The sequence below is a fragment of the Citrobacter sp. wls757 genome (assembly GCF_005280935.1).
GTDB lineage: Bacteria > Pseudomonadota > Gammaproteobacteria > Enterobacterales > Enterobacteriaceae > Citrobacter > Citrobacter portucalensis.
Genome location: NZ_SZWU01000076.1, coordinates 20544 through 26343 on the forward strand (window position 1 = coordinate 20544; position 5800 = coordinate 26343).

Genomic DNA, 5800 nt, shown 5'->3' on the forward strand with positions numbered 1-5800 from the left:
AAGGGGAGCCTTCAGGACGCGTCTTGAAGCGACGATGCAACCACATATACTGCTCTGGCGCCATCATGATGCATTGCTCAACAATTTTGTTCATCCACGCAGCTGTAGTCTCTGCGTCGTCCAACGGTGGTGAACATTCTGGAGGCAACATAATCAATTGATACCCTTTACCGTCAGGTTTGCGGCGGGGAACAAACGGTACCAGGCAGGCATTGGACATGCGTGAAAGCATCCAGGTCCCTGAGGTTGTTGCGGCTTGTTCAACGGCAAAAAGTGGTACAAACACGCTGGCGCGAGGGCCGTAATCATGATCCGGCGCGTACCAGACCACTTCGCCCTTTTTCAAGGCTTTAATCATCCCTTTCAGGTCTTTACGATCGAGCATTGATTTATTCGAGCGCATGCGGCCCCAGGTTTGTAGCCAGTCCAGCAGCGGATTGTCGTTAGGCCGATACACACCAATACCCGGCTCCTGCAAGCCAAACTGGCGCGCACCCAGTTCCAGAGTCAGAAAATGCAGACCCACTAACAGAATCCCGCGTTTTTGCGCCTGAACGTCACGGATATGTTCCATTCCGATCACTTCCGTCCAGCGCGAAATACGCTTATCGGACCAAAACCAGGCCATCCCGGTTTCCATTACGCCCATACCTACGGATTCGAAGTTCTTGACGACCATCTGCTGGCGTTCCTGCTCACTCATCTGCGGGAAGCACAGTTCCAGATTTCGGGAAACAATTTTTGCCCGACGTTTCATCAAACGTAGCGCTAGTCGACCTAACGCACAGCCCAACTTAAAGAGGATGGGGTAGGGTAACTGCACGATTAACCAAAGGATGCCAATACCCAGCCAGGTTAACCAATAACGTGGATGCAGTAACGCAGCCGAAAACTTGGGTAAATTCGTCATGTCTATCCTGTCTTCAAACGACCAATTCCCTGTATTGTCGCATTTTTTCGCGCGTATCAAAAATTTGTGACGGGAGAACGGTGATTAATTCCGCAATTGTTGTTGCGATTTTATCGTGAAGTATGAAATGTAGCGTAAAATGTGTGGATGTAAATTGGCGATGTTTGCTTTATTATGCCGCCGATTTTCATTTATTCCTTATTTGCAGGATACGTACACCATGCCAGTGTTACACAACCGCATTTCGAACGACGCCCTCAAAGCCAAAATGCTGGCCGAGACCGAGCCGCGCACGACGATCTCATTCTATAAATATTTCACCATTGCCAATCCTCAGCACACGCGTGATGCGCTGTACCAGATGTTCACCGCATTGAACGTCTTTGGGCGAGTATATCTTGCCCATGAAGGAATTAACGCGCAAATCAGCGTACCGCAAAGCAACGTCGAGGCATTTCGCCAGCAGCTCTATGCGTTTGATGCTGCATTGAAGGATTTACGTCTGAATATTGCGCTGGATGATGACGGTAAATCGTTCTGGGTACTGCGTATGAAAGTCCGCGAACGTATCGTGGCGGATGGTATTGACGATCCAGACTTTGACGCCAGCAACGTGGGTGACTACCTGAAGGCGGCTGAAGTGAACGCCATGTTGGACGATCCTGACGCGGTATTCATTGATATGCGCAACCACTATGAATATGAGGTGGGTCATTTCGAGAATGCGCTGGAGATACCGGCAGACACGTTCCGCGACCAGTTGCCGAAAGCGGTTGAAATGATGCAGGCGCATAAAGATAAAAAAATCGTGATGTACTGCACGGGTGGGATCCGCTGTGAGAAAGCCAGCGCCTGGATGAAACACAATGGATTTAGCAAAGTCTGGCACATTGAGGGCGGTATTATTGAATATGCCCGCAAGGCGCGTGAACAGGGGCTTCCGGTACGTTTTGTCGGTAAAAACTTTGTCTTTGATGAGCGTATGGGCGAAAGGATCTCTGAAGATGTTATCGCGCATTGCCATCAGTGCGGCACGGCGTGCGATAGCCATACTAATTGCAAAAATGATGGCTGCCATCTGTTGTTTATTCAGTGCCCGGCTTGTGCGCAGAAATATAAAGGCTGCTGTAGCGAGCTGTGTAGCGAAGAGAGTGAGTTGCCGGAAGAGGAACAACGGCGTCGTCGTGCGGGGCGTGAAAATGGCAATAAAATCTTCAATAAATCACGCGGTCACCTGAATACCAAACTGGGTATTCCAGACCCTGCGCAATAACATGATGCCGGATGAGGGGTAGTACCTCATCCGGTAATTCATGCGTTACTTCTGCTGAACACCTTCCACTGAGATGATCAAATCGACTTCCTGCGATGCAGGGCCGAGATCGGTGGTGATGTTGAAATCCTTCAGCTTAATCTTACCTTGCGCTTCAAAACCAGCGCGCGTACCGCCCCAGGGATCACCACCCTGACCGATGAGCTTCGCGTCCAGCGTAACCGGTTTGGTAACGCCGTTCAGGGTCAAATTACCGGTGATATCCAGGTCATTCCCCTCTTTTTTCACGCTGGTGGAGCTGAAGGTCGCCTGCGGGAATTTTGCCACGTTAAGGAAATCTGCACTGCGCAGATGCTTGTCGCGTTCGGCGTGATTAGTGTCAACGCTGTTGGTGTTGATGGTTACGTTAACCTTATCGGCTGCGGGATTTTTCTCATCAAAGGTAAACGTACCGTCGAAATCTTTGAAAGTGCCGTACAGCCAGCTGTAACCCAGATGCTGAATACGGAAATTAACAAAGGCATGCTGTCCTTCCTTGTCAATTTTGTAATCTGCCGCCACGGCCGACCCGGTGGTGAATAAAAGAGAAGCGAGTGTAAGTCCCAGCAGGTTTTTTTTCATTTTAAGCTCCATAGTCAGATGACGATTTTCCCAACATGCGATTGAGGGTATCGTCGTTATCAATAAAGTGATGTTTCAGGGCCATCAGTCCGTGTAGTAGGGATAAAATCACCACGGTCCACGCAAGCCACAGGTGCAAGCTACCGGCGAGGTCGGCCTGGGAACCCGCATTGGCCAGGGTGGCGGGAATGTCGAACCAGCCAAAGACGCTTATCGCTTTGCCATCTGCGGTGGAAATCAGATATCCGCTGATGACTATTGAAAAGAGCAGCAAATAAAGTACGAGGTGACCCATTGCAGCGGCGATACGGGTTAAACGGGAGTAGCTTGCCAACGCAGCAGGCGGAGGGGAGAACAACCGCCAGATAACGCGGATAACCAGTCCCATCATGAGTAGGATGCCGATGCTTTTATGCAGTTCGGGGGCCTGGTGATACCAGCCATCATAGTAGCTAAGCGTGACCATCCATAACCCCAACGCAAACATGCCATATACAGCAATCGCAACCAGCCAATGTAATGTGGCTGACACTACGCCATAGCGCTGTGGAGTATTATTGAATTGCATAAGCACACCGATTGATATTTCAGAAGTGAATGAAAATGGCGTGTAAAAGACATTAATGCAACTAATAAATAACAATAGTGATGATATTTATTTTTTGTTCAATAAAGTTGACTGATTGTTGATGTGATCATCAAGGGATTAGTGCGAAAATATGTGGCGGGGCTTAGTCTATGGGGTGTTGTGGTTTTTGTTATTATTCAGTTTATTGCAATGAAAATTAAGCTAATCTCAATTTTTGTCAATTAATGTCAGCGCGCAGGAATCAGAAAAACATAATATATATTACATCCATAATGGCCAGCAGTGACCATAAAATAATGTAGAGCATAAGATGCTCGCGAATATTATTAACCAGATAGTGAAAGATACGGCGCATTGACGTTATTCCTGTCATTAAAAATGGCCTCACCAACGAGGCCATTCATTTATTATCACTTAAAACGGCTTAGCCTGAAGGGGGTCAGGTCAAAGTCAGACGGTTTGTCCTGAGCGAAGTCTGCCGCAATCTCTCCCAGTACAGAGGCAAACTTAAAGCCATGTCCGCTCAGTCCGGTAATGATCAGCGTGTTGTCATGTTCCGGCAGAGTATCAATTATAAAGTCTTCATCTGGTGAATTATCGTAAGTGCAGGATGCGCCGTGCAGGCAACAGCCAATGCCAGGCAGAATTGTGCGCAGGAATGGGAAGGCTTCAGAACCGTCGCTGGCTACAGCGGCAAATGGCTTACGCTCTTCTGCAGAATGGATTACCTGTCCGCCATTGTGCTTACCAATTTTCAGCTCGTCGTTTTCAGCCGGGAAACCGTAGTATTGATCGCCATTTGGCAGCTCGCCGGTGAAAGCCGGGAAGTTATTCTTAACGCTGTAGCGCCCATCGGCCTGATACCAGGCGAACACTTTGCGCACCGGTTGTATCGGTAGTTCAGGGACTAAAGCCTGCACCCAGGTACCGGCGCTGATCACTGCTTTCTTCGCGTGGTAGTCACCGTCAACCGTTTCTACCGTGATGCCATCATCACCGTGATGAATTGCGCTGACCGGGCATTTAAACAGTTGCGCACAGCCTGCTTCTTCCGCCAGACGGATCCAGGTTTTAATTGCTAACTCACTGCGTAAAAAACCGGACTCCGCTTCAAACAGACCGATATAGTTGTCAGGTACGCGAATTTCCGGCCAGCGAGCCATGATGGCCGCTGCATCTAATTGTTCAACGTTAAGTTGCCACTGTTTTGCGCTTTGCGCTGCAGTTGCTAAGAAGGTTGACTCTGCCGGACCGAGGTTGATAACTCCGGAGCGAACAAAAATCGGTTCTTCATTATGGGTGGACAGTTCATCCCACAATGTTTGCGCACGTAGCACCAGCGGAACGTATTTTTCGCCTTCGCCATAAGCATGACGAATTAATCGAGTATCGCCGTGGTGGCTGCCCTGTTGATGTGGTGGCATATGCGCATCGATCATCAGAACCTTCAGACCGGCACGAGTGGCATAGTATCCAGCTGCGGCGCCTACCGAACCGCTGCCAATAATGATTAAGTCGTATTTCATCCGCTTCTCTCTGCAATCGCGATAGTAGAAGGGTAAATAACTGACCTGGAATATTCAACCTGGAAATAAGAAAGGCACCGCTCAGGTGCCTTTGATGGTTGGATGTATCAGGCTTAATGTCGCTGATACTCATTTACCTGGTAATCGCCAGATTCAATTTTGGCGATTCCTGCTTCTAATATCGAAATAAATTGCCTGGCAACATCAGTGGTTAACCAGAGCGTTTGACCAACTTCAGTCCCATCCGGGTCAGGGCGGTTCGGGGTTTGGTAGTGCAAACGCAGCATCAGCGCATCGTAGCTATCAACAGTGCTGATGTCCCATCCTACAAGCGGATGAGTCTGAATGACTTCATTATTCTTTTCCATCATGCCCCCTAATTCGTGTTACTAGACAACGGTTTTCGAGGTTCAATGCGTTTTTTTCTGAAGCAACTTCAGTATATCAATAAATAAGGGTATTCATTGAAAATTTAAAGAGGGAAGGGCATAAAATTTTTGTTTTCAGCGTTATCTGACTAAGAAACCGACATGTTATTCATTTTTTTTTAGTATGTTGCACAATTATTTTGTTGTTTTGGTTAAAAGATAATCGGTGGGTTAATATTAAATTAAATGCTCGTCAGAAGAAATGCGCGATTGATTACAAGATAGCGTGTATAAAAAAGCCGGGGCGACCCGGCAAACAAACATCACTGCATATCGTTATTTATTCGTTGATGAACCAGTCATCCGCGCTTTCCCAGGTTTCCTGTAGGATCTCGCTGATGCGTTCTTTGTCCTCTTTGGTCGCGCCAATAACCGACAGATTGTTTGCGCCAGCATAACGGACGGTAACGTTACCTTCGTTATCCGGAAAATGGTGCTGAATACGGCGGGAGA

General features: G+C 48.1%; 8 protein-coding genes. 1 reads left to right on the top strand and 7 read right to left on the bottom strand.

Features of this window, described 5'->3' with window-relative positions:
* A partial coding sequence (locus tag FDW94_RS20520) for a Kdo(2)-lipid IV(A) acyltransferase (protein ID WP_137378249.1) occupies positions 1-910 on the bottom strand: 910 nt, incomplete at its 3' end.
* Positions 911-1130: 220 nt separating this feature from the next.
* Between FDW94_RS20520 and FDW94_RS20525 the strand changes: the two genes are divergently transcribed.
* On the top strand, positions 1131-2183 hold the full coding sequence (locus tag FDW94_RS20525) for a rhodanese-related sulfurtransferase (protein WP_048226980.1): 1053 nt from the start codon (positions 1131-1133) through the stop codon (positions 2181-2183).
* A 45-nt stretch (positions 2184-2228) separates the two neighbouring features.
* Here the strand turns inward: FDW94_RS20525 and FDW94_RS20530 are convergent, their stop codons facing one another.
* From FDW94_RS20530 to dinI, 6 genes are all read right to left on the bottom strand, one after another.
* Complete coding sequence (locus FDW94_RS20530) at positions 2229-2804, bottom strand: YceI family protein (protein WP_003832130.1); 576 nt, start codon at positions 2802-2804, stop codon at positions 2229-2231.
* 1 nt (position 2805) lies between these two features.
* Positions 2806-3372 (bottom strand): cytochrome b, encoded by a 567-nt coding sequence (locus FDW94_RS20535; protein WP_048235659.1) that lies wholly within the window; start codon positions 3370-3372, stop codon positions 2806-2808.
* A 262-nt stretch (positions 3373-3634) separates the two neighbouring features.
* Positions 3635-3748: a YceO family protein gene (locus tag FDW94_RS20540; RefSeq protein WP_003036148.1), complete on the bottom strand. Its 114-nt coding sequence runs from the start codon at positions 3746-3748 to the stop codon at positions 3635-3637.
* A gap of 55 nt (positions 3749-3803) precedes the next feature.
* The gene (gene solA / locus FDW94_RS20545; protein ID WP_137378162.1) at positions 3804-4919 is read right to left on the bottom strand and encodes an N-methyl-L-tryptophan oxidase; all 1116 of its coding nucleotides are present in this window, start codon (positions 4917-4919) and stop codon (positions 3804-3806) included.
* A gap of 113 nt (positions 4920-5032) precedes the next feature.
* The gene (bssS, locus tag FDW94_RS20550; protein ID WP_003036154.1) at positions 5033-5287 is read right to left on the bottom strand and encodes a biofilm formation regulator BssS; all 255 of its coding nucleotides are present in this window, start codon (positions 5285-5287) and stop codon (positions 5033-5035) included.
* Positions 5288-5627: 340 nt separating this feature from the next.
* On the bottom strand, positions 5628-5800 hold a 173-nt coding region (gene dinI / locus FDW94_RS20555), incomplete at its 5' end, for a DNA damage-inducible protein I (protein WP_137378250.1).